The organism is Bowmanella yangjiangensis, from assembly GCF_018531185.1.
Classification (GTDB): domain Bacteria; phylum Pseudomonadota; class Gammaproteobacteria; order Enterobacterales; family Alteromonadaceae; genus Bowmanella; species Bowmanella yangjiangensis.
This window is the reverse complement of the sequence record NZ_JAHDJU010000004.1, coordinates 116,719-138,602: the sequence shown is the minus strand read 5'-3', so window position 1 is coordinate 138,602 and position 21,884 is coordinate 116,719. Positions and strand designations below refer to the sequence as shown.

Sequence of the window (21,884 nt, the reverse complement as noted above, 5' to 3'; positions counted from 1 at the left end):
GTTATCTCCTGTTGATTCGTTCGCTTGGCACAAAAGTTAAATGGCCGCCAAGCTGATATTTTTCCCCCGGATGCGTCAGTAAGGCGTGGCTGACCACACCATCCCGGCTCCAGGTAGTTCGGTGTAAGCGCAGGCAAGGTGCGCCGACCTGTAATTGCAGATACTGAACAGACAAAGCATCAGCCAACATCGCCTCGACCTTATGCTCAGCTTCGGTAAGCGGTGCTGCCGTGCACAGGTATTCATGGGGCGTCAGGGCGCTAAAGTCCTGTTCAAGGTAATCAGGGGCAAGGGCCGGATTAACAAAACGCTGTTCAAGCTGCAACGGCTCATCATCTTGCCAATGGCAGATAAGGCTGTAATACAGCTGACTGCCCACCGGCAAAGCAAGATGAGCAGCCAGGGCTTTATCTGCCTGAATTTCTGCCAACTCGATGACTTGCGCTCGATGGTTATGCTGACGCTCACGGATCTCGTCGGCAATATTGCGAATTTGCAGCATGGATGACTGGCTTTTGAGCGGTGCCACGCAGGTCGCAGCGCCTTGAGTACGTTGCAACACGCCCTGCTCTGCCAGCTCCTGCAAAGCACGTCTGGCGGTCATACGGCTAACGCCAAATTCACCGGCCAGCTGGTTTTCAGATGGCACGGCATCGCCTTCCTGCCAACGTCCGGTTTCAATACGCTGCAAAATATGCGACTTAATCTGCTGATACTTGCTGTCAGCCAAACGCTATCCCCTAATATTGGTTAACTGTCGATTAACATCGTTTTATAAATTGACACAAACAACTTGTCTATACAAGATAATAGTCAAGCACAGCCCGTGAAGGAAACTTGCCATGTCGGACACCCATAACGCAGACCTGTTAATTACCAATATCAATCTGGCCACCTTTGATCCTGCCCTTGGGCCCTATGGCATTATTGAACAAGGCGCACTATTGGTGGCAGGCGGCCATATCCAGTGGCTGGGTAAGCAGCAGGACTTACCCAAGCTTGGCGACGTTAGCCACGCCGTGGACGGACAGGGGCAATGGCTGCTACCGGGTTTTATTGATTGTCATACCCATTTGGTATTTGCCGGTAACCGTGCCGAGGAATTTGAGCAGCGTCTGCACGGGGTGAGTTATACCGATATCGCCAAGCAAGGCGGCGGCATACGCCGTACCGTCAGCGCCACCCGCGAGGCCAGTGAAGCCCAGCTACTGACCCTGGCGCTAAAACGCGCCGAGGTACTGCTGGCACAGGGTGTTACCTGCATAGAAGTTAAATCCGGCTATGGCCTGGATGTAGACAGCGAGCTCAAGCTACTGCGGGTCGCCAGACAGATTGAAAAACACCTGCCTCTGACAATAAAAACCACCTTCCTCGGTGCCCACGCCCTACCGGCGGAATATCAGGATGATGCCCAGGGCTATATCGACCTGGTGTGTCAGCATATGCTGCCCCTGGTGGCCGAGCAGCAATTGGCCGATGCCGTGGATGTATTTTGCGAAAATATCGGTTTTACCCTGGCGCAAACCCGGCAGGTATTCGAAACCGCCAAACAAGTGGGCCTGCCGGTAAAACTGCATGCCGAGCAGCTTTCCAATCTGGGCGGCAGTCAGCTGGCAGCCGATTATCAAGCCTTATCGGTTGACCATATTGAGTTTTTAGATGAAGCGGGCGTAAAGGCCATTGCCCAAAGCGGTACGGTGGCCACCCTGCTGCCCGGCGCATTTTACTATTTGAGAGAAACCCAAAAACCGCCCATCGACCTGCTACGCCAGTATCAGGTGCCTATGGCCGTTGCCACTGACTTTAACCCCGGCACCTCGCCTATTTTGAATCTGCCGCTGATGCTAAATATGGCCTGTACCTTGTTTGCCCTGACGCCCGAGGAAGCCCTGCGAGGGGTAACCCAACATGCCGCGAAAGCGCTGGGGCTGCAAAACACAGTCGGCATGCTTAAAGTGGGTATGCAAGCGGATATGCAGCTATTCGATATCAGCCACCCCAATCAACTTGCTTATCAGATAGGTGGCCATCCTCTGACGCGCTTGTGGCAGGCGGGAAAACCAGTTAAGGGCGGACATAGATAGCGGGTTTGGTGTCGCTCTCATTGCGCAAAGAGAATGTGAGCTAACCACAAAGAACACAAAGGTCACGAAGGGCTGGACGAAAATAAAGCTTAAAATCAGTGGGTTAAATTCGCTGAAATTGGCTAACCAACATCCTCTCTTCTTCGTGCCCTTCAGAGCTTCGTGGTGAGACTGGTATTTAGTGTTTTTAACTCTGAAAAACTTGGTAAACAAAAAAGTCTCTAAAGGTTGCACCGATTTTACGAAAAAATCCCTCTCGGCCTCCGTTCAGCTTATAAACGAGAAAAAGGGCTAATTACGCTGTTGCCGCCTCGCCGTAGGATATGGGTATAAATTTGTGTGGTGCGCAAGTCCGCATGACCAAGCTGATCCTGCACAGTGCGAATATCGGCCCCCGCTTGTAATAGGTGGGTGGCGAACGAATGTCTCAGGGTATGTGGTGTAACATGTTTCTGAATATTGGCTTGGCGGCTGGCGCGGCGCACAGCCTTCTGCAGACTTGTTTCATCCATATGGTGTCTGCGTAGCTCACCTGACTCTGGATCTTTAGATAATTGCTGAGCTGGGAACAGATATTGCCAACCCAACTGGCTCTTCGAGCAAGGGTACTTTATTCGCAAACGATGGGGCATCCATACACCGCAATAATGGGGATTCGACAAATCGGCCTGCAAATATTGTTCAACCAAAGATATCTGACTACGTAAGCTGGGCAGTAACTCAGGAGCCAGGGTAACGACTCTGTGTTTACCACCTTTACCGTTCCAGATCCGCACTGACTTATAGTCGAAGTCGATATCCTGAACCCGTAAACGCACGCACTCCATCAAACGTAAACCACTGGAATAAAGCAGAGAAGCTGGCAACTTTTGTTTGATAGTTACCCGCTCCAGCAACCGCTTCACCTCATCAGGATTTAACACAACCGGCAGTTTCTGCTGACGTTGACTACGCACAAAATTAAGCTGCACAGCCAGCGGTCGACCAATAATTTCCTTATACAGGAAAACCAGTGCGTTCAATGCGTTGGCTTGTGTACCTGCTGCTACATCAAGCTCATTAACCAAATGATTCAGATAGTGTTCCACCTCATTATCACCCATAGTGGCAGGATGACGCTTCTGATGAAAATGGATATAACTGCTAACCCACTTCACATAAGTTTCAATAGTGCGCTTGGCATAACGCCGAGCGTACATCTCCTCCGCGATATGGCGAAGAAATGGAGAATTAGCCATATAACGCCTCAAAAACAACTGTTCATTTATACAGTTATAGACAAGGATCCGTATAACAGCAATGGTACGGAACACGTCCGCTTTTTCCCGGCACCAATTTGGTGCAACCTCCAAACTCATGCTAGGCAAGGGCCGCAGAGCATGCTAAAAAATGACCATGCAAAAGTACGGAACTTATCCGTGTTTAAACACGGAACAGTTCCGTCTATTAAACTGTTAGAGGTTGCAATGTTTTCCTGCCCGAGTTGCGGTAAAAAGGGAATCGGTTTTTGGTCAAAATTATGGTCAGGGTCAGACACACCTTCTAAATGCAAGTTTTGTGATGTATTAAGTTGTGTTCATTCGAAGTATCGATTTGGGTGGCAAAGCGCCTGGCCAACAGTCGTAAAGTTTGTCGGAGCAGGGTTATGTTTTTACCTATTCAACATATTTAGCAATCCGTATTATTTGTTATTGTTTCCCGTAATTTGGGTAGCTTGTTCTGTTTGGGAATTAGCAATCTTACCAATTGTATTAATTACAGAGCAGCAGTCTTTGGAAGCTAAAAAATTTGGAAACTGGTTTGTTTTGGGGATTTTATCTCTACTTTTGGTGCTGTATGTCACGAGCAACCTCTAACAAGTTAAATCATCGGAAAACCACTCGCTACGCTCGCGTTTTCCGCTGTTTAAAGCGTTATGAATAATCATGAGCATCAAGCGACTTAAACATGTAGCACAGAATTTCGGCCAAATGTTTTGCGGCTGGGAGCTGATGTTCGACTATAAAACACTGGCAGAACTTGGGTCTGGGGTGTTATCTATCGACGTGCTCCGCCAAGAATGCAAGCACAACGATAAATCAATAGAACCTCTAAAAATAGTTTCTGGCATCCACAATTGGATGGTCGGCGACCTTGAGGACAATAAATTATCTATCGGTGACATAGATGTCGCTGAACTCAAAGTGGAGTTCTCAACCAAGCGCCAAGTTGGGCAAAAGTTACAAAGTGAAAGTTGGGCCGATCCCACGAAACACTTTATAAGCTGCACTCTTAAGTGCAGTAGTGTCGTAATATCAAAGGGTCGCGAATTTACTTCATCTTACTGCGATCAAGAAGAGTGGCCGGAGAGTTATTCGTGGGTAAATTCATAACAAGGCCAGGCACAATCGCCCCTTCGGGGCTGGACCTCCGCACTGCGTGCTCCGGCCCGTGCTGGCAGCGTTAACTGCCAAAGGGAACATGGATAAATATCAACCTAATCACATTCCAGTAGCAGAAAGACTATTTAACCTTATCTGGGGTATTGGTCTGCTTGTTATTGCTTATCTAGGCTACGCCGAGCAATCGTTCCATTTACCTGGAAGAGGGTCATCTAACGGCATCATATTCGAAGGAACTGCACTGTTCTTGTTCATCTCAGCAGCAGTGGTTGGTGCCATTAATTTATTTATCACAATCGCAGACCACTACGACAAAAGAGATAACGAAAATAGGTACAAACGAGCGTCGCGCGTTTGTGTGGGAGTAGCACTTGCGCTTGTTCTTTCGGCAGTTGCTGTTCAATTTGTTTATGATCGTAAAGATCCGGTAATAATAAGTAATGGCAGTTAACAAGTTAAATCATCGGAAAACCACTCGCTGCGCTCGCGTTTTCCGCTGTTTAAAGCGTTAGGCATACACGGAGTTAATTTGAAAATTTGGATATTACTTTTTGCTTTATTGACTCAGAGTTGCGCTTTTCTGCCAACAGGACCTGTCAGTGCTGGAATTTCTGAAGGTTACTTTTTCGACGGTGTTTCATACAAATACCAAGTGGCGCTAATTTCTAAAGAAGCTTCACATTCACATAGTTTCATCCAGTTTTTGTTTTCTGTACCACACCAAGATACGGAAACTATCTTGACTAATAGTATTAGCGGAAAGGTAGATGCAAAATCGATCGTGGTTATTAGTGGCTATGAAAAAACTAAATCACAAAATTGGAATGAAGGTTACATAGAATTTAACGGTACAAATGTCACTGTTAACCTCCAAGTATCGCGGCCGGATAATTTGAGTAAAGTGAACTATATGTATAATGGTATTTATCCGGTGAGTAATTGATATGCCTAACAAGTTAAATCATCGGAAAACCACTCGCTACGCTCGCGTTTTCCGCTGTTTAAAGCGTTAGCCTTCCAAAAGGGACGGAGAGTTAAAGTTGGAAAAAGTAGAACAATACAAACAAAGCCTTGGAAAGTTTGTTTTTAGTGAGTTTGTGATATTCATATCTCAGGTTTCTGTATTCTTCATGGTCGCTGTTTTTACATCTAACTTCTTAAATAGTGAAGAAAGGCTCGTAAAGTTCTCAGAGCAAAAAATCAATGACGGATCACTTGCAGAGCTGGGTTTAACATTTTTAGCTATTCTTGTGGTAATCGGTTTGTTTTCTGCACTAGGAAGGATATTTGAAAACAAATACGTAGAGTACTATGTGAATGAAGTTCTTTGTGAAATGCCCAAGACTATCTATGTGTTCGGTTCAGCGGCTACCGGGGCAATGCTCGCCATGTCTTTGTTTGCTTATTTGCATCCGACAGATGACGTGAATGCAAAAGGCTTTGCTGTCATTTCTGTTGCGTTTGCTTTTATGATGTTCATATATGGCTGCGGCTTCAGTTATGCCTTCAAGCGGAAAACACACATACTACAAAAGCCTAACAAATCAATGCAGCCGACCGTTGACGCGGCGGCTGATTGAGGCGTTATACGAATAGGGAAATATGAAACAACAAAAAGAATCACTTCGTCTACTTGAGGAAGCGCTAAAAGATCTCGAATCGCCTAAGGGAGCAGTTTTATCTGCTATCCAGAAGATTTCTAGAGCTTCAGTAATAATGGATAATACAGACATCCATAAATGGTGTTCGATTCAGCTAGGAGAACAGAGGTATACATCTATACTTAGAAAATATTTAGATACACTCCTAGCAATTCAAGACGATGACTCTAAAGAGCTACGTGATGAGCTGGCGGAATATCAATCTAAAATTGATGAGATTGGTTTAAAAGAAGAGCTTCATTACTCAATCGAAGAGCTTAATGCAAAAGCTTCTGAAAGTGGTGGTGGCTACGTAAATATTGGCTTTGTTGAGGAACGGTATGCCGACCTTGTGCGCACTAAGCGTGGCAATGATGGAACTCACTATAAAAACGCCTTAAATAGGCATCTAAATTATGTGCGTACAAAAGCACACGATATTGCCTCTAGGATGTTTAACGATCTAAAGTTTTCAGGAACTGTTAGTAATTGTTTTGACATACTAAAAAATGAGGTTGACGATAAGTTACTGGATTTAGATCCTATTCTTGCAGAGCAATTAATGCTTGCATTTAAATCTGTATCTTCAGCAAAGGAAGAAGAGTGGTCGCAAGCTTTAACAACCTGCAGAAGACTTCTCGAAGGTCTGGCTGATCAGTTATACCCTGCATCTAAAGAAAAGACCGGTGGAAGGGTTCTAGGTCAGGGGCAATATATAAATAGAATATGGGCTTTTATGGACACTGCTATCGAGTCGGATAGTAATAAAGCACTTGCAAAAGCGCATGTAGATTTCCTTGGTGGATGGTTAGAAAAAATCAATAAATTGGCCAACAAGGGTGTACACGCTGAGCTTGGGCAGTTAGAAGCGACAAAAGCAGTCTTTCATACCTATCTTGTGATAGCCGATATTCTTGAACACTTGGATGACGAAGCCACTACAAACGGTAAGCCCGACATCAATTCTGCAACGATTGACGAGCTTGAGGCTTTGTTGGGTGTAAGTCGAAATATAGCTAAAGAAATTTTTAAGTATAGAGTTAAAGAGGGCTCCTTGGACTGTGACACCCTTGCAAAAATTAGTGGAGTGGGCCCAAAAACAGTAAAGAAAGCTATCGAAGAATTCATTATTGATGAATAGCCGTATAACAAACGCGTCAATTAGGACGCTCGCAAGCTCGCGCCTATTACGCGGGCGCTGGGGGATCCCCTCATAATTCAGGTCTCCCCAACGAATGTACAAGTCGGGAATATTCCTGCAGTGCCCAGTGCAATCGTTGTTCAGGAATGGGGTAGTTGGCGCGTTTCCTGACTTCTTTACCGAGTCTGACCACCGATAACACCAGACGATGAGATACGGTATTTGCCTGGAACTTCCGCTGCCACCCGACTTTTAAGGCAAACAAGCCAATCCACCAAAGCACCAGCGTGGCCAGTAAGGCACTCAGGGCAAAGCTTAAAATTCCTGTCTTGCGCTGGCGCTCTTCGCCGTGGATACTGAAACTCAGTTTGGCTAAATCAATGCCATAAACATAGTTGAAATCAGACATGGACAGTTCTCCTCAATGATTGCCAAGTAAGCGTGGCATAACCCCGGTAAAGGGGGAGTCCATATCATTCGTTAGCTATTTTTCGGAGTATGGATGTTCGAATCAATAAAAAGAAAACTGGATGAGCAAAATAAAGATAATGATCCTAAGAATATGTCTTTGGATTTTAAGCTTATGTTTGCTTACCACATAGTGATGATGATCTTATTTGGTTTTAGACCCATTGAAAATCCTATTCACCAAGCTTATTTAGCCATCGCTTTAATCATGGCGTTAATACTTGCATCGTTAATCCACAAACTGAAGTCTAATTGGTCGTGGCCGGGTCTATCCTTCATAAGCATTCCATCAATTACGTTCAATATAGTATTCACTTATATATTTTTAGCTTTTGCTTCTTACGCTATGACAAAGGGGGGTAATTTCCCCGCAATATCTTTAGACAATATTGAAGGTTTGGTAATAGAATCGTGGGGAGTAATATTACAAACAGCGTCTAACCCTATATTTACACCTTGGTATCTAGCAGGTCTTGGAATCGCATTCATGAATTCAATGGTAAGCCTAAAACTTGCTACATTAAAGAAATCAGAATTTGAAGCTCAATGTAGAAACTAGCAAAAAAGTTACTCAAAAGGACGCAAAACGCTTGGCTTGTGCTCCTTCGTCGCTAATTTTAGCCAAGCATTTATGCGCCCATTAGTAAGGCGTTAGAAGGCCATTGAATGAGTCTCGTGAAAAAGTACGTTCAATTGATAAATGACTCTTCAATCCATGCTTCGGGCTTAGTTTTACTTTTGCCACCAGCTATCACGGCGTATTTGTTTTTTCCAGATATCGAATATACAGCGTTACTGATCGTTTCTGGCTTTATATGCATCATTATCTCATTTGTGCATTTGCTTATTGGAATACATGCACTAATTAAAAAAGAGTTTGAAACAGTTATAAATTTTTTACTCATACCTTTCGGCATGCTTTGCTTCGTGATTTATTTAGGTTTCAAGTAACATGGCTTCTAACAAGCGCCACCCAAAACGCGCCCGTTGGGCGCTCGACTCGCAACACGTTGCTCGCGTTTGTGGCGGCGTTAGAGCTCTCGTTAACGTCAGTCGTTATTTTGGCGGTTAACTGTCGGCGGTTTGTCGTATGAAAGGTACAAAAAATATTCGATTATCTTTAGTATTCGGTGGAAACAGGAATCAAAAGTGAAAATTAATGCTGCTTTAGTTATTCAAAACAGAATGCTTAAAGCATGGACGCAAGAGCAGTTAGCTATTGCGTCTGGGTTAAGCCAAAGAACCATTCAAAGGGTAGAAAGTGAAGCAAATGCTTCTTTGGAAACTAAAAAGGCATTGGCAGCTACGTTTAACATTGATATTACCAGTTTAGAATATGAGGAAATCGAGACAGTGAGTAAATATGAATATAAAACAGTAGAGCTACCTTTCAAGCTTCGATTCTTTAAATCTGGCACTCCAGACGTCGAATCACTATTAAACGCGGAAGGTCAACAAGGCTGGCAATTAAAGCAAATAGTGATTCCTGCATCGGGGTTTGGTGAATCGGACTCTATGGTGGTTATTTTAGAACGACAGGCGGTATGAAGAGCTCTAACAAGGCGCTATTGTCGCCCCAAAGCTTTGCGTTGTGTAACAAAGGTAGTCCATGTCCGTAGCATCAACTGAAACCGGAAAACATTATGTCTGGGGTGGCAACTGCGATGGCTGGCACTTGGCAGCGTCTACGAATTTGAGTGTGATTCAAGAGCGAGTGCCTAGTGGTTCCTCAGAAGTACGCCACCTTCACAACAAAGCTGAGCAGTTCTTTTACGTGCTTAGTGGCGTAGCGAGTCTCGAAGTTGCGGGTGCAATTCACGAACTAAAGCCAAACCAAGGTTTCCTCGTACCGGCTGGCGTACCACATACTTTAAGTAATCAACACGAGCAGCCTCTCGAATTCTTGGTGGTATCAACTCCGCCAAGTCACGGAGATCGAGAAAATGCATAACAAGCGCATGTTGTTGGACTTGTTTTCCGTTGCGCTCCAAACCAGCCGAAAATGCGGGCGTTAGCCGTATTTCTAGTATTGCTGCACCATAGGAAAAAATTTAAATGATGTTGGAAAAAGTTACTAAAGCCAGCCTGCTGATTTTGTCTTGTATCGCTTTTGGTTCTTGTGCTTCAGAAGGTATTCTGGATGTCAAAAACGAAAAGTTTGTAGGTAAGTATTATCCACCGTCATCGCTGGAAAAAAGCGTTGGTGTTTTAGTTTTAGGTGGTGCCGAGGGAGGTATACCTGAGAAACTAGCGAAGGCTGTTGTTGATGCAGGTTACCCAACTTTAGCCTTAGCTTATTTCAATGCTAAAGGCTTACCGCAAGAGCTAGAAAAAATCCCGCTTGAATATTTTGATAGTGCTAAGTCTTGGCTGCAAGCACAGAAAAATGTTGATTCAGGTAAATTAATCATCGTAGGTTGGTCAAAAGGTGCGGAATTAGCACTATTGCTTGCCTCTCGCGACGAAAAAATACAGCAAATTATTGCCATAGCACCTAGTTCAGTTGTGTGGGCTGGAATTTTAAAGGACTGGACAAAAGTACCAGCGTCTAGCTGGACAGAACAAGGACAAGAACTAACTCATGTTGAGTTTAAGCCGTCAGGAGCTGTTAGCGGATTGTTGGATTTATATACTCAATCATTGGAAAATCGTTCAGAGAATGGAGAAGCGGATATCTTGGTTGAAAATATCAAAGGTAACGTTGTGCTCATGACTGGCGAGAACGATGAAATATGGCCATCGCCCCAAATGGCAAAGTTGATTTGCGAAAGAATGAACAAGAGACAGGATGGTCAATGTCAACACCTAAACTTCAATGGTTTGGATCATTTACTAAACTACAAGTTTTTGGATAAGTCCGACCCTTTAGGTCAAACATTTATTGATAAGTTAAATGGCGGTTAACAAGCAAAGGCTGCATCGCCCTGGTCGTTGCACCGATAATGCTGAAGTCGAGTCCTTTTTTAAGAGCCTGAAAGCCGAGCTGATTCACCAGAGTCACTTTGCCAATAAGGCACAGTTGGAAGCAAAAGTGAAACATTACATTGGCACGTTCTATAACCGGAAGCGATTACACAGTAGTCTGAATTATCTTTCTCCGGTACAGTTTGAACATGCCGCTTAATAACAAAGCGTGTCCGATTTATCGGGGGAACATCACCGCTTCGCGGCTCGACTCGCAACACGTTGCTCGCGTTTGTGGCGGGCGTTATGTGTCTAGGTGAATTATGAGGCTATTTTTTCCGCTGGCTCTAGCGTTATTTATTTGCATTCAGGCTAAAGCGGATATTCCAGAGCATACAAAAGACGGCCGTATGGGCACTAAGTGTATGCCTAAGTGTCAAGGTGGCGAGAAAGAATATTGTATTGTATCGATTACCCAGCTTGCGATAACACCTGAGCGCTTCAACGGTAAGCTAGTGCGAGTAATCGGTAAACTTCGCATGCAGTTTGAGGTCACCGGCTTAAAGTATGGCGAGCATCAAATTTGGGTACAGGTAGGAGATTTTAAAAAATATGCTCAATATGATTCTCGCACTGTTCAAATTGAAGGCACTTTTAACGCTTTGAACTTCGGTCACCTTGGTATGTGGGACGGAGCAATTGAAAATGTGGAAAGTATCAGATTGTCAGATTAGATAGCGTGAAAACACATAACAAAACGCTATTGTCACTCACTTCGTTCGCTGGGACGCAAACACGCAGGGCCGCTTCGCTATTATGCCCTACGTGCCTGCGCCCCAAAGCTTAGCGTTAGCTTTCAGGGATATGAATTGGAATTTCTTTCTACTATCTGGTTTATCTTTCTAGCTGCCTATTTACTGAGCGGGCTTATTGGAGGTATCCATGTGTTTGGATTGAGGATTGAGTATCATGAAAGATTTAAGTCGTTAGTGGCAGACAATAAGCTGACCATTAAATATCCCAGCGGCATATCGTGGTTAGATTCGCAAAATCATTGGATGGTTAAAGGTTTTATGTCTCAAGAAGACATTGAGTTAGCAAGGATAGGGGCTCTACTGTCAGATGTATTACCGTACATTCCTCCTCCACAAAATTTAGCGTTCCCTATATATTATCCCTTCTGGCTAGAAAAAAATTGGACGAAGTTTTGAGAATGAAAGCTAACAAGTGACTGTGGTCCCAAGTCAATAAATTAATCGATATTTTCACGCCATATCTCCTCGTTTTCTAGCATGGTATTTATTATGACAATCAGCTTTGTTAAGGGGCTTTCCTGCTGCTTTTAGGTGTTGGTAGAATCAGTCAGGTTCATTGATATGGCCAACTGAGCCAAAGATTTTCCCCTAAGCGGCCCGAGCCGCTTCGCTCCCCTGCATTCACAAGTATTTATTTCTCTACCACGAAGATCAGAAGAACACGAAGAGTGGAAAACCGGTATTGTACTTCGTGCACTTCGCGTCCTTTGTGGTGAAACATATTTAATTTCCATTAGTGGGGCGGTCTGGAACTAGCTTGAACAGCTTTAGCTGACCCGCAGGGCAGCACTGTTGTAAAAGTGACTGGCGCGCGAGGAACCGCGAGTCATATCCAACAGGGAAGTTAAGACACTCCAGCCTTGCGCTGGTGGTCTTCGCCGTGGATACTGAAACTCAGTTTGGCTAAATCAATGCCATAAACATAGTTGAAATCAGACATGGACAGTTCTCCTCAATGATTGCCAAGTTAGCGTGGCATAACCCCGGTAAAGGGGGAGTCCAAATCATTCGTTATGAGAACCATCCCACGGATCTAATAGAAATAACGATGAAACGAAGAATACTAATCATCAGAATCACATTGCTTGTTGGAACTATCATTTCACTCTTTTTCGTGCCATGGATTTTAGTAAAGGCTTGGATTTTGCCATTACCCGATACAGTTCAAGAGCAAGTAGATGAGGCCATTGGACAGGGTTTTGATGGCATGATTGTTTATGTGGACGAAGCAGGGAAACCTCCAGCATTCTACACCGGTGGCTGGAAAGATCGAAAAAACAGAAAATCAGCCGACTCAAATTCTTTATTTAAAATTGCCAGTATTAGCAAGTTATATACAGCTGTTGCTGTAACTAAAATGGTCAAAGAAAAGCGATTATCACTAGACGCAACGCTTACCGACTACCTTCCAGAACTTAAAGGTAGAATCGTAAATTCAGAAAAAATCACCTTGAAAATGATGGTACAGCATAGGTCAGGTATTCCCAATTTCACAGATAATCCTGCTTATTGGCAAAACGAACAGGAAAATAGTCATACAGCCCTTGATTTTGCGCTCGACTTACCTCCCAGTTTTGAGCCCGACAAAGGTTATCAATATTCCAATACGAATTATTTACTACTTCGAAATATTATGGATAAGGTATTAGGATATAGCCACCATCAATATATTAAAGAAAAAATATTGTTCCCCCTAGAACTGAATAACACATATTTTTCACTAAACGAAGTTAACCTGGATGATGTAATGAGTGGGTATTACGTCGGATATGAGGAAGATTTCAAAGTTCGTGAGTATGGAATGCTAGCAACAGCAGAGGATGTGGGCATCTTCTTGCGAGCCTTAAACGATGGCTCAGTATTTGAAGAAGGAGAAGCGGAAATCTATCCTTACGTTTACGAGCATGGGGGCTTGGTTGTCGGCTACCAGAGTCTCGCAAAATACGACAAAGATCTGGATGCGATAGTAGTTCAGTTTATAAACACAACTGATTTTAACGGATATGAATGGAATTTATCTGAAATTACAATTAACCGTATCATTAAAATATTGAGAAGAAAAAACTCTTAAAAATTTAATGCAATCAATCAGGATAAATGAATATTTAGACACCAATTAACCTTGATGGAGTAAGACAATTGACAAAAGAACAACGGATTAGAGAAATAGAGAAAGAATTTATGATGCTGGGCATAATTGATGCCATTCCTATGGTCATGATCGGCCTGGGGCTTTATGCCAAGTTTGCCAACGACAGCGAACCTGTATTTGCGTTTCTAAAAGATGAAACCATCGTCAATGGTATGTTTATCGTCAGTGTTCCTGTTGTATTGTGGTGCATGTTCAGGGCAGTCAAACTGGCATCGGAAAGAAGACAATTGGAAAATGATCCCCATAAGTAAGGCTCCCTTATACCTCCGCTGAACTCCCCTCCTACAGTTGCAAAATATGTGGCGGTTAAAGAGCGGGGTTCAGCCTCTGCCTGTGAAAGATGAGTTAAGGATTCGGTTAATTCAATGACATTACGCCCGCCTCTTATTCCCGATGCGCCTGCGTCCATTCAAAAAGGTACGCCGCTAAAAGTTTTACTTAATCCGCAGGCCATTCAATGCCTGGCGCAGAATATTCAGTATGTTCACCGGGATTTTGCGGTCAAAGCCTTTTGCGATTTTGCGCAATCGGGTCTGGAGCCATTGGAGCTTATGCAACGCGCTCAACACATTGCCCTGGCACTGAAAGAGTTTTTGCCACAAAACTATACAGACGCGATCACGATCCTTTGTGGCTCATTAACCCCGGAAAAGACAGACACCGACTCTTCTGGGCTGGCTGGTTTTTTCTATCTTCCACATAGTTTTTTTATATCAGAGTTCGGACAAGATACGCAGTATAACGGCGGCCACGACCCTTTTGATTTGTCGATGGACGCCATGCAGGCGCTAACCACCCGATTTACTGCCGAATTTGCTATTCGTCCTTATTTAATTGGGCAACAAGGGCGTACGCTGACGAAAATCCTAGAATGGGTCACCCATCCTAACCCACATATAAGGCGGCTTTGCACCGAAGGAACGCGGCCTAAGCTGCCCTGGGGGAAACGCATACCCGCATTTATCGCCGACCCCAGCCCGACCCTGCCGATTCTCGAATTACTCAAAGATGACGAGTCGCTGTATGTGCGCCGCAGCGTAGCAAACCACCTTGGCGATATTGCCAAAGATCATCCCGACACAGTATTTTCGTTATGCGAGAGTTGGTTAAGCACTGGGGCATCCAAAGAGTTGAAATGGTTAATCCGGCATGCGGTGCGTCACCCGGCTCAAAAAGGTCACACCCGGGCATGCGAAATTCGGCAAGCAGCAAAAGCCAGATAAGCAATGTTATTTACCATCAGGCTTTCTTAATAACAGATTGGGAAATCCATATTCTTCAGGAAAATGCAGTAGCAACATGATTCCAACAATAGAAACAACCAGACTCAGGCTAATCCCGCCCAGCGTGCATAGTATCGCTATGTATGAGGAATTTTATATGGATGCAGAAGCGTCTTCCATGTATGGAGGCCCTTTGGGCATAGAACAAGTGTGGGCTAGATTAAAGGCAGATCTTGGTTCCTGGCATTTGCTGGGTTTTGGTATTTGGGTTGTGCAATTAAAGTCTGATAACCGATTACTTGGAACCTGTGGCTATTGGCAGGGAAGAGATTGGCCGAGAGAACTGACCTGGTGGATATTGCCCGAAGCACGAGGGAAAGGCATAGCAACCGAAGCATCCCAAGCGGTAATTTTACATGCGTACAATGAATTTAAATGGAACACTGTAGAAACCTACATGAATGATGAAAATGTTGCGGCCCGCGCATTGGTTGAGAAGCTGGGAGGGACAATAGCCAGGCGCCAAACCTTTAATGACGGCAAAAGCCGCGATATTTATTGCCCAAACCAGTCGAGTAAACCGCTTTAAAACTAACTTGCAGATTAGCCGCCTAGCTATGGCGGGCTTGCTTGCACGGCAAGTGATAAGCCTAACGGAAAAGGAGCCACATGATGACACCAAAACAGCTGATAAGTGCGTGGGTTGATATTTTTAACCAAGGCAATGCAGATAAGATTGCCGAATTCTATGCCAGTGACGCTATTAACCATCAGGTAGCCAATGCGCCTGTCGAAGGTAAAGAGGCCATCCGCGCTATGTTCAGGAACGAGTTTGCCAATGCCAAGATGGTCTGCATAGTCGAGAATATTTTCGAAGATGGCGACTGGGCCATCCTGGAGTGGAAAGACCCCATCGGGCTACGAGGCTGTGGCTTTTTTAAAGTGGAAAAGGGTTTAATCACCTTTCAGCGCGGGTACTGGGACAAACTGAGTTTTTTAAGAGCCCATAACCTGCCTATTCCCGGGTAAAATTCAAAAACACTCATCCCCCAAGACCCTATCTCCCCCATAGCTTGCGATGCAGGGTCTGATCTTGCCCCGTTTATTCTCAAAAGAAGGGCGCGAAAGAAAGCAATTGTCCAGGAAACTGCTTAACTGTTGGAATCAGTTAGAGCATGGTTGGGGGAACTGATGCTTAGAATGCTTAAAATCTTGCTGGTTCTTTTTATTGGTCTGCACGCGTTGATATACGCAGTGCAAAACATCGCAAATCTGGGCCCAGCCCACGCTGCACTAGGTTATGTGCTATCAAATCAGGGGCATGAGGTTTACCCAGACAGTATGTTTTTCTCTGTAACCCATCCCATGCTGCATTGGTGTGCCCTGTGGCTGGTGATTCTCGGCGAGTCAGCGGTTGGCTTCTTTGGTATCAAAGGTGCGCTGAGCATGCTGGCAGCTCGAACAGGCTCCGCTGAGCAATTTCATGCCGCCAAAACCAGCGGCGTGATCGCAGCGGCGCTTGCATTACTGGTCTGGTTTGGGCTTTTTATGACCTTTGGGGCGGCATTCTTCCAGATGTGGCAAACCCAAGTCGGCACGGGTTCTATGGAGGGGGCCTTTATGTACTCGATGGCGTCAGCAATTACTATGATGTTTGTCTATAGCACAGCGGATTGACCCAGCGAGACAGGGTAAGAGCTAAGATATGGAAATATGGATATATTTAGCCGCAGTGGTGTGCATGCTCGGTTTCTGCTGGTATGTATCACCTTATCGAAGACGCGAAGTCACAAAAGCTCAGCGTGTAGTCGCTACAACTTGGTTGTTATTTCGCCGCGCAGTGTGTTTACTCGGAGCAATATTCTGCCTTTTTGCCATTGGCATATTCTTACTTCTAGACACTCCGTGGAAAGAGAAAGCATTTCCAATTGGCCTGTTTTCTTTGCTACTTATCATGTGTGTTTATGTTGGGGTGTTTGGCCAGGGGTGGGATCAATACTCGCTTTCTGATGACTTTATGTTGTACAAAAAACTAAAAGAGAAATATAAATGGCGGTTCTAGCCAAACGCTAAGGCTATGTGTTTCAGGGTTAACTCCTCTTTCTTCCATTGCCCTGCTCAACAAAGGAACTGCACTATGAAAATGAATTACTTTGTCTTTGGCACCAACGATATGTCTAAAGCCATTGGCTTTTATGATGCCTTTTTTCAAGATACCGGCGTCCACAAAGGCCAGGCAATGGGGCGCATGACATTATGGACAAACGGCGATTTTATGTTTGCCGTCGCCGAGCCTTTTAACGGCGAACCGGCCACTAACGGCAATGGCACTATGCTTGGTCTGAATCTAGGCTCTAAGCAGGAAGTGGAGCGGTTACACCAAAAAGCTCTGACATTGGGTGGCCAGAGCGAAGGTGAGCCCGCCGTCAGGTCAGGGCGGTTTTCAGCTTATTTTCGTGATCTTGACCAGAATAAAATCTGCTTATTTGCGTAATAAAGTCATTAAGCATACCTAGCTGATACTGATCCGCCCCAGGGGTTTATGTTACTTACAGAGAAGCCGCAAAGCATCGTACAGTTTGCCCCTGGTATGGTGGTGGCTTACGGTCAGGCGATTGATGCCATCACCCACCATCACCCGTTATGGCAACTCTGTCTGCCCAGTGAAGCCAGCTTGCTTGATGGTCAGCCGTTATCTGCCGGGGCGGTGATCGCCCCCAAGATCCCCCATAAGTTGGTCATGCCAAACGGCTGGGTGATTTTGGCAGAGCCCCAAAGTCTGCTGGGTGAAGCGATCAGCCAGCTTCCCACAACGCTCCCGCCGATAATTGATGCAAGCAATTGGCTAACTCTATTGCAACAACTACATATTTACCCAAAACTAACAGAGGCTTTGCAATACAACCCCTATCTTTGCCAGGATCCAAGGTTACAAAAATTATTGGCCAAGCTGGACGCTTGCTTTGGTGGTGAATGCTTAAAACCGGAGCAATGGCGCGCCAGTCAGGTAGCTGATTGGCTGGCACTGTCTGAAAGCCGTTTTTTACACCTGGTAAAAGCTGAATTGGGCATGGCCTGGCGGCCCTACCTGCTGTGGCGACGACTGATTTGTGCCATGCAAGCGATTCGGAAAGGAATGTCGTCTACCCAAGCAGCCCATCTAGCGGGTTTTAGCGACAGTGCCCATTTAAGTCGTACTGTTAAGGCTACTTTTGGCATGACCAGCAAACAATTACTGCAGAGCTTTCAAAATCAAGGTTAGCCAGTTTATTCAATTTATACGCCGACATAGGGGCTATTCTGCCTTCAATTCAAGACGGAGGCACAAATGACCACAGCCTATTTGCAGGAAACCAGCCTGCTCGATTTCAGCCACAACAGTATTCAACAACTGATATCCGACAAACATTGGCGTGCCCTGCCCACTCAGGACGCAATCGCCGCCGTGTACAACTTTGTACGCGACGACATCCTGTTTGGCTATAACGCCGATGACAGTATTCCCGCCAGTCAGGTGCTGGCCGACGGTTACGGTCAGTGCAATACCAAGAGCACCCTATTTATGGCGCTGCTCAGGGCCCTTGGCATTCCTTGCCGCCTGCATGGCTTTAGTATTTTTAATGCGCTGCAACGTGGGGCGATTCCGGCCTTTTTAATGCCACTGGCGCCCAAACGCATTTTGCACAGCTGGGTAGAAGTGCAACTGGCCGACAAGTGGCTGGATATTGAAGGCTTTATTATCGACCAGCCGTTTTTACGCCGGGTGCAGCAGGCCTATGGTGACTGCGGAGGTTTTAGCGGCTATGGCATTGCGGTGACTTGCCTGCAAAAACCACAAAATGAGTTTAACGGCGGAAATACCTATATTCAGGCCGAAGGCATTGCCGACGACTTCGGCCTGTTCACCCAGCCGGATGAATTTTATGCCAAACACGGCAGTAACTTACGCGGCCTGAAAAAGCTGCTGTACCGCTATATGCTTAGGCATCTGATCAACTACAACGTTAAACGTATTCGCCGCACGGGTATCTAAAAGTCTGCTCAAAGGCTATAGGGTTTTTGGGCGCTGTGCTGGCTACACGTGGTTAGGCATTTGCCTCACAGCAAATAACCGCCGTCCACCTCAAGTACAGCATTTCGCATGGCTAGTGAATGCTCTGACAGCAAGAATTCAATGGCGCCAAGTTGGTCAGCCGGGGTCATAACACGGCCTAAAGGGGTACTTTCCAAGGTGGCGAAAAATGCACTTTGCTGTTCTTCTGTCATCCCGGCTTTACCCTGAATTTCGGTTGCCGTAACACCAGGGCGTACCGAGTTAATGCGAATGCCCAAAGGTGCCAGCTCAAGGTTGGCCACTCTGGCAATAGCCTCAAAGGCGGCTTTACTGGCGGAATACACTGCCGCCCCGGCGAAGGCTCGGGTGACCGCAACGCTGGAAACAAATACCACACTGGCAGGGTTATTCAGTACCGGCAGCAATTTCTGCAAAGTAATAAATGGCCCCTTGGTGTTTATCGCCATGGTCAGATCAAAGTCCTCTGCCGAGCTGTTTAGCAGGCTTTGCGGGTGAAATACACCGGCATTTAACACCAAACCGTCCAGCTTCACGCCGTCTTTTTGCAAGCCGTCTGCCAGGGCCTTCAGTTGCGCAATATCAGCACTGTCTGCCACATAACCTGTACACCCAAGGGCAGAGCAAGCTTCATCAATTCTGGAACGGTTGCGGCCAGTGATAATCACCCGGTTACCCTGCGCCAGCAGGTGTTTTGCCAGCGCCAGTCCGATGCCAGCGGTGCCACCAGTAATTAATATGGTCTTAGTGCTCATTAGTGATTCCTTTGCGATGGAGTGATTCAACGCTAGCTAGATTACCAACTTGCTTTGACGCCAATAAGGCACCAATATGGACACAGAATGATGCCAAAGTAGAAACAATTAAATTATGTCTTACCTAAATTTGCCGCTATTGCATGTATTTCATCTGGTGGCTGAGCACGGCAGTTTTCAGGCGGCGGCAAATGAACTGAACCTGCCACGCTCATCGGTAAGTAAGAAGATTCGTCAATTAGAGGAATTTGTTGGTCAGCCTTTACTAAAACGCTCTACCCGGCATCTGCACCTGACCGACATCGGCCGTAATCTGCTAAGTGGCACTGGTGAGTTGCATGCTGTGCTTACTAACCTGCACAGCTTGAAGGAAGAAGCACTGGATTCACCCAAAGGTAAAGTGAAGATCAGTGCCAGTGTTTTGATGGGACAGCGTTTTCTGGTGCCCTTGCTCGCTGCGCTGCGGCAGACCTACCCAGAGATTGAATTGGAACTGAGTCTGGATGACCGTACCGTCGACTTGCTTGAACAAAAAGTCGATATCGCCATACGCATAGGTCAGCTCCCAGATTCTTCATTGATAGCCCGCCAGATAGGCACCAAACGCTGGGGATGGTTTGCGTCGCCAGACTACCTCGCGATGCACGGCACACCTTTAAGCCCGGCAGAATTGGAACAGCATGAATGCCTGGTATTCGCGGGCAGCACCTACCGTTTTAACTTCTGGCCGTTTCAGCACCCAACAGGCCATACCGAAACTATTGAGGTGAAACCCGCCATACAAACAGACAACAGCCGGGTACTGGTGGATATGGCTTGTGCCGGCCTGGGCATTGTGATGGTTGACCCCATGTTTATTGCCACAGAATGCCGGGAAGGGAAGCTTGTGCCGGTGTTAACCGAATGGCAACACCCCGACAGCAGCCCGATCCATTTGCTTTGCCTGGGCCAACGCAGCAAAGCCGCACAGGCGGTGTGGCAATTTCTGCTAGCACAATGGCAACAGCAAGGTTTCACAAACCTGGCCGACTAAAAGAGGTATAGTGGCGCCATTCACTTGCCCAACCGCTCATAGTGCAGAGATTTATGTACCAACTTAACGCATTTAATCCACAACAGTTCTTACAACAACATTGGCAAAAACAGCCGCTGCTGATTCGTGGCGGTTTCCCCGGTTTTGTTGATTTGCTCGATGAGCACGACTTGGCGGGGCTGGCTCAGGAACCCGACATAGACGCCCGCATCGTATCCAGAAACGGCAACAACTGGCAGGTTGCGCAAGGCCCGTTTGACGACTTTGCACCTCATTGTCATGGGCAATGGAGCTTATTGGTGCAGGGTGTTGACCTATACCTGGACGAAGCCACCGAACTGCTAAATGCCTTTAATTTTATTCCGCGCTGGCGCATAGACGACCTGATGGTGAGCTACTCCGTACCCGGTGCCGGGGTTGGTCCGCATCTGGATCAATATGATGTGTTTATTATCCAGGGTAAGGGGCGTCGTCACTGGCAGGTGGGTAACAAAGGTCAGTACACAGAGCACCGTCCGCATCCCATGCTTGGTCAAGTAGAGCCCTTCGAACCTATTATTGATGCGGTATTGGAGCCCGGCGACATTTTGTATATTCCTCCCGGTTTTCCACACTGTGGCGAGGCGATAGAGCCAAGCCTGAACTATTCCGTTGGCTTTCGCGCCCCCAATCAGCAGGACTTACTATCCTCACTGGCCGACTTTGCCTTACAGCAGGAAGGGCTTACTCAGCGCTACCAAGACCCAGACCTGAAGTCGCGAACTCTTAGTGGCGAAGTGCTTGGCAGCGAAGTGGAAAGAATCCGAGAGTTGCTGCAAGCCAGTTTGCAAGGGCCAGCATTTACCCAATGGCTTGGCAGCTTTCTAAGCCGCGGGCCGCAAGAAGAATCTATTGAGGATGCCGAAGTCGCACTGGACGAGGTATTTGAGTACCTGCAAAACGGCAACGCCTTGCAGCGTCGATTGGACTTCAAAGGAATATGGTTAGAAAGTGACAGCCCGCAGGTTCAGTTACACCTTGGCGAGCTGAATATCCAACTGAATAAGAACCTACTGCCCCACCTTGAGCCCATGCTGGCTCATGCCAGTTGGGTAAAACCCTCATCGATGACAGGCGAGACCTTAATGCAGTTATGCCAGGCCATTTTGCCGCTGATCAATGCTGGCGTTTGGGAACCCATTGAGGATTAACCCCCTTATTAAAGCGGCCTGAATAG

At 46.1% G+C, this 21,884-nt stretch carries 27 protein-coding genes and 2 pseudogenes; 25 read left to right on the top strand and 4 right to left on the bottom strand.

Annotation, left to right across the window (positions count from 1 at the left end):
* Position 1: 1 nt before the first annotated feature.
* Complete coding sequence (gene hutC, locus KJY73_RS20225; RefSeq protein ID WP_214345449.1) at positions 2-730, bottom strand: histidine utilization repressor; 729 nt, start codon at positions 728-730, stop codon at positions 2-4.
* A gap of 112 nt (positions 731-842) precedes the next feature.
* Between hutC and hutI the strand changes: the two genes are divergently transcribed.
* Entirely contained in the window at positions 843-2,084 is a 1,242-nt protein-coding gene (hutI, locus tag KJY73_RS20220) for an imidazolonepropionase (RefSeq protein ID WP_214345448.1), read from the top strand.
* A 272-nt stretch (positions 2,085-2,356) separates the two neighbouring features.
* Here the strand turns inward: hutI and KJY73_RS20215 are convergent, their stop codons facing one another.
* Entirely contained in the window at positions 2,357-3,322 is a 966-nt protein-coding gene (locus KJY73_RS20215; protein WP_214345447.1) for an integron integrase, read from the bottom strand.
* 141 nt (positions 3,323-3,463) lie between these two features.
* On the opposite strand from KJY73_RS20215, the gene KJY73_RS20210 reads away from it, so the two are divergent.
* From KJY73_RS20210 to KJY73_RS20185, 6 genes are all read left to right on the top strand, one after another.
* Positions 3,464-3,940: a hypothetical protein gene (locus KJY73_RS20210; protein WP_214345446.1), complete on the top strand. Its 477-nt coding sequence runs from the start codon at positions 3,464-3,466 to the stop codon at positions 3,938-3,940.
* 69 nt (positions 3,941-4,009) lie between these two features.
* Complete coding sequence (locus KJY73_RS20205; RefSeq protein ID WP_214345445.1) at positions 4,010-4,456, top strand: hypothetical protein; 447 nt, start codon at positions 4,010-4,012, stop codon at positions 4,454-4,456.
* Between the two features lie 88 nt (positions 4,457-4,544).
* Positions 4,545-4,916, top strand: coding sequence for a hypothetical protein (locus KJY73_RS20200; RefSeq protein ID WP_214345444.1), 372 nt, complete (start codon positions 4,545-4,547; stop codon positions 4,914-4,916).
* A 78-nt stretch (positions 4,917-4,994) separates the two neighbouring features.
* Positions 4,995-5,408, top strand: coding sequence for a hypothetical protein (locus KJY73_RS20195; protein ID WP_214345443.1), 414 nt, complete (start codon positions 4,995-4,997; stop codon positions 5,406-5,408).
* A gap of 97 nt (positions 5,409-5,505) precedes the next feature.
* A complete protein-coding gene (locus KJY73_RS20190; RefSeq protein ID WP_214345442.1) occupies positions 5,506-6,045 on the top strand; it encodes a hypothetical protein in 540 nt (179 codons plus the stop codon).
* Positions 6,046-6,067: 22 nt separating this feature from the next.
* A complete protein-coding gene (locus KJY73_RS20185; RefSeq protein WP_214345441.1) occupies positions 6,068-7,246 on the top strand; it encodes a ComEA family DNA-binding protein in 1,179 nt (392 codons plus the stop codon).
* A gap of 70 nt (positions 7,247-7,316) precedes the next feature.
* Here the strand turns inward: KJY73_RS20185 and KJY73_RS20180 are convergent.
* Positions 7,317-7,553: pseudogene (locus KJY73_RS20180) on the bottom strand (IS4 family transposase); the annotation flags it as partial.
* Between the two features lie 195 nt (positions 7,554-7,748).
* Between KJY73_RS20180 and KJY73_RS20175 the strand changes: the two are divergent.
* From KJY73_RS20175 to KJY73_RS20100, 16 genes and pseudogenes are all read left to right on the top strand, one after another.
* Positions 7,749-8,273 (top strand): hypothetical protein, encoded by a 525-nt coding sequence (locus tag KJY73_RS20175; protein WP_214345439.1) that lies wholly within the window; start codon positions 7,749-7,751, stop codon positions 8,271-8,273.
* Positions 8,274-8,863: 590 nt separating this feature from the next.
* On the top strand, positions 8,864-9,262 hold the full coding sequence (locus KJY73_RS20170) for a DUF4177 domain-containing protein (protein ID WP_206593708.1): 399 nt from the start codon (positions 8,864-8,866) through the stop codon (positions 9,260-9,262).
* A gap of 61 nt (positions 9,263-9,323) precedes the next feature.
* Positions 9,324-9,665: a cupin domain-containing protein gene (locus KJY73_RS20165; protein ID WP_214345438.1), complete on the top strand. Its 342-nt coding sequence runs from the start codon at positions 9,324-9,326 to the stop codon at positions 9,663-9,665.
* Between the two features lie 104 nt (positions 9,666-9,769).
* Positions 9,770-10,618: an acyl-CoA thioester hydrolase/BAAT C-terminal domain-containing protein gene (locus tag KJY73_RS20160; RefSeq protein ID WP_232848794.1), complete on the top strand. Its 849-nt coding sequence runs from the start codon at positions 9,770-9,772 to the stop codon at positions 10,616-10,618.
* Between the two features lie 10 nt (positions 10,619-10,628).
* Positions 10,629-10,838 (top strand): annotated as a pseudogene (locus tag KJY73_RS20155) (IS3 family transposase); the annotation flags it as partial.
* Between the two features lie 103 nt (positions 10,839-10,941).
* Positions 10,942-11,352 carry a hypothetical protein gene (locus KJY73_RS20150; protein ID WP_214345436.1) on the top strand — a complete coding sequence of 137 codons (411 nt, stop codon included), beginning with the start codon at positions 10,942-10,944 and terminating at the stop codon, positions 11,350-11,352.
* A gap of 1,123 nt (positions 11,353-12,475) precedes the next feature.
* A complete protein-coding gene (locus KJY73_RS20145; protein WP_332874243.1) occupies positions 12,476-13,504 on the top strand; it encodes a serine hydrolase domain-containing protein in 1,029 nt (342 codons plus the stop codon).
* Positions 13,505-13,572: 68 nt separating this feature from the next.
* The gene (locus KJY73_RS20140; protein ID WP_214345435.1) at positions 13,573-13,836 is read left to right on the top strand and encodes an ATP synthase subunit c family protein; all 264 of its coding nucleotides are present in this window, start codon (positions 13,573-13,575) and stop codon (positions 13,834-13,836) included.
* Between the two features lie 114 nt (positions 13,837-13,950).
* Positions 13,951-14,808, top strand: a complete 858-nt coding sequence (locus tag KJY73_RS20135; protein WP_214345434.1) for a DNA alkylation repair protein — start codon at positions 13,951-13,953, stop codon at positions 14,806-14,808.
* A 76-nt stretch (positions 14,809-14,884) separates the two neighbouring features.
* The gene (locus KJY73_RS20130; RefSeq protein WP_214345433.1) at positions 14,885-15,397 is read left to right on the top strand and encodes a GNAT family N-acetyltransferase; all 513 of its coding nucleotides are present in this window, start codon (positions 14,885-14,887) and stop codon (positions 15,395-15,397) included.
* Between the two features lie 83 nt (positions 15,398-15,480).
* On the top strand, positions 15,481-15,837 hold the full coding sequence (locus tag KJY73_RS20125) for a nuclear transport factor 2 family protein (protein WP_214345432.1): 357 nt from the start codon (positions 15,481-15,483) through the stop codon (positions 15,835-15,837).
* Between the two features lie 162 nt (positions 15,838-15,999).
* Entirely contained in the window at positions 16,000-16,485 is a 486-nt protein-coding gene (locus KJY73_RS20120; RefSeq protein ID WP_214345431.1) for a DUF2165 family protein, read from the top strand.
* Positions 16,486-16,513: 28 nt separating this feature from the next.
* Complete coding sequence (locus KJY73_RS20115; protein WP_214345430.1) at positions 16,514-16,870, top strand: hypothetical protein; 357 nt, start codon at positions 16,514-16,516, stop codon at positions 16,868-16,870.
* 75 nt (positions 16,871-16,945) lie between these two features.
* Positions 16,946-17,302 (top strand): VOC family protein, encoded by a 357-nt coding sequence (locus KJY73_RS20110; RefSeq protein WP_214345429.1) that lies wholly within the window; start codon positions 16,946-16,948, stop codon positions 17,300-17,302.
* Positions 17,303-17,350: 48 nt separating this feature from the next.
* Positions 17,351-18,070 (top strand): helix-turn-helix transcriptional regulator, encoded by a 720-nt coding sequence (locus tag KJY73_RS20105; RefSeq protein ID WP_214345428.1) that lies wholly within the window; start codon positions 17,351-17,353, stop codon positions 18,068-18,070.
* 66 nt (positions 18,071-18,136) lie between these two features.
* Positions 18,137-18,841, top strand: coding sequence for a transglutaminase-like domain-containing protein (locus KJY73_RS20100; protein ID WP_214345427.1), 705 nt, complete (start codon positions 18,137-18,139; stop codon positions 18,839-18,841).
* Positions 18,842-18,906: 65 nt separating this feature from the next.
* Here the strand turns inward: KJY73_RS20100 and KJY73_RS20095 are convergent, their stop codons facing one another.
* Positions 18,907-19,635: an SDR family oxidoreductase gene (locus tag KJY73_RS20095; RefSeq protein WP_214345426.1), complete on the bottom strand. Its 729-nt coding sequence runs from the start codon at positions 19,633-19,635 to the stop codon at positions 18,907-18,909.
* Positions 19,636-19,750: 115 nt separating this feature from the next.
* Here KJY73_RS20095 and KJY73_RS20090 point away from each other — a divergent pair, with 115 nt between their 5' ends.
* Positions 19,751-20,668, top strand: a complete 918-nt coding sequence (locus tag KJY73_RS20090) for a LysR family transcriptional regulator (protein WP_214345425.1) — start codon at positions 19,751-19,753, stop codon at positions 20,666-20,668.
* Between the two features lie 53 nt (positions 20,669-20,721).
* On the top strand, positions 20,722-21,858 hold the full coding sequence (locus KJY73_RS20085; protein ID WP_214345424.1) for a cupin domain-containing protein: 1,137 nt from the start codon (positions 20,722-20,724) through the stop codon (positions 21,856-21,858).
* The last annotated feature ends 26 nt before the right edge of the window (positions 21,859-21,884 follow it).